2 protein-coding genes are annotated in these 1,196 nt (G+C 65.8%); both read left to right on the top strand.

The window, feature by feature from the left end; translation table 11 throughout:
• On the top strand, positions 1-795 hold a 795-nt coding region (locus VQ03_RS28925; RefSeq protein ID WP_048454382.1), incomplete at its 5' end, for a cytochrome c oxidase subunit 3.
• A gap of 113 nt (positions 796-908) precedes the next feature.
• Positions 909-1,196 (top strand): DUF983 domain-containing protein (locus VQ03_RS28930; protein ID WP_048454383.1); only part of this gene is annotated, 288 nt, incomplete at its 3' end.

Here is a 1,196-nt window from a genome sequence, read left to right on the forward strand (position 1 = left end):
GGCTCGATGAGCGGCTTCGTGATGACGTCGGGCGCCGTCTTGTGGATGAAGAGCCTGACCATCGCCAACCTGGCGCTCGGTCCCTACGTGTTCTTCGCCGGCCTGATCGGCGTGCTCTACACCATGCTGAGCTGGTGGCGGGACGTCGTCCACGAGGCCAACACCGGCGACCACACCCGGGTGGTGCAGCTCTCGCACCGTTACGGCATGATCATGTTCATCGCCTCCGAGGTGATGTTCTTCGTCGCCTGGTTCTGGGCCTATTTCGAGGCGGCGCTCTATACCGCCGACCCGATCCAGGCCTCGCGGGTCGACTTCACCGGCGGCGTCTGGCCGCCGAAGGGCGTCGAGGCCTTCGACCCCTGGCACCTGCCGCTGCTCAACACCCTGATCCTGCTCACCTCGGGCACCACGATCACCTGGGCGCACCACGCCCTGCTGCACAACGACCGCAAGGGGATGAAGTACGGCCTCTGGCTGACCATCGCGCTCGGCGTGCTGTTCTCCTTCGTCCAGGCCTACGAGTACGGCCACGCCCATTTCGGCTTCTCGGGCAGCATCTACTCGGCCACCTTCTTCATGGCGACCGGCTTCCACGGCGCCCACGTCATCATCGGCACGATCTTCCTCGCGGTGTGCCTGTACCGGGCCTATCTCGGTCAGTTCACCCAGAAGCAGCACCTCGGCTTCGAGTTCGCCGCCTGGTACTGGCACTTCGTCGACGTGGTGTGGCTGTTCCTGTTCGCCGCCATCTACGTGTGGGGCTCGGGCGTCGGCCACGCCGCCGCACACTGACCGCACGCTCGCTGCGTGAGGAGCATGAGAGGGCGGCGAAAGCCGCCCTTTTTCTTATGGTACGCGAGACCCAGATCGGGCTCTTCGCGCGGACCGCATTCAGGAGCAGGGCCATGGAGCACAACCGCACCGTCGATTCACCGGCGACCGTGGGGCTGCGCGGGCGCTGCCCGCGCTGCGGCGAGGGGCACCTGTTCAAGGGTTTTCTCAGCTTCCGCCCGGCTTGCGAGGTCTGCGGGCTCGATTTCCGCTTCATCGATTCCGCCGACGGCCCGGCCTTCTTCGTGATGTCGATCGTCGGCATCGTGGTGGTGGCGCTGGCGATGTGGGTGGAGTTCGCCTACGAGCCGCCGATGTGGGTCCATGCCTTGCTCTGGGCGCCGCTCTCGATCGTCTTGAGC

Origin of the sequence: Methylobacterium tarhaniae, from assembly GCF_001043955.1 — a bacterium.
Lineage (GTDB): Bacteria > Pseudomonadota > Alphaproteobacteria > Rhizobiales > Beijerinckiaceae > Methylobacterium > Methylobacterium tarhaniae.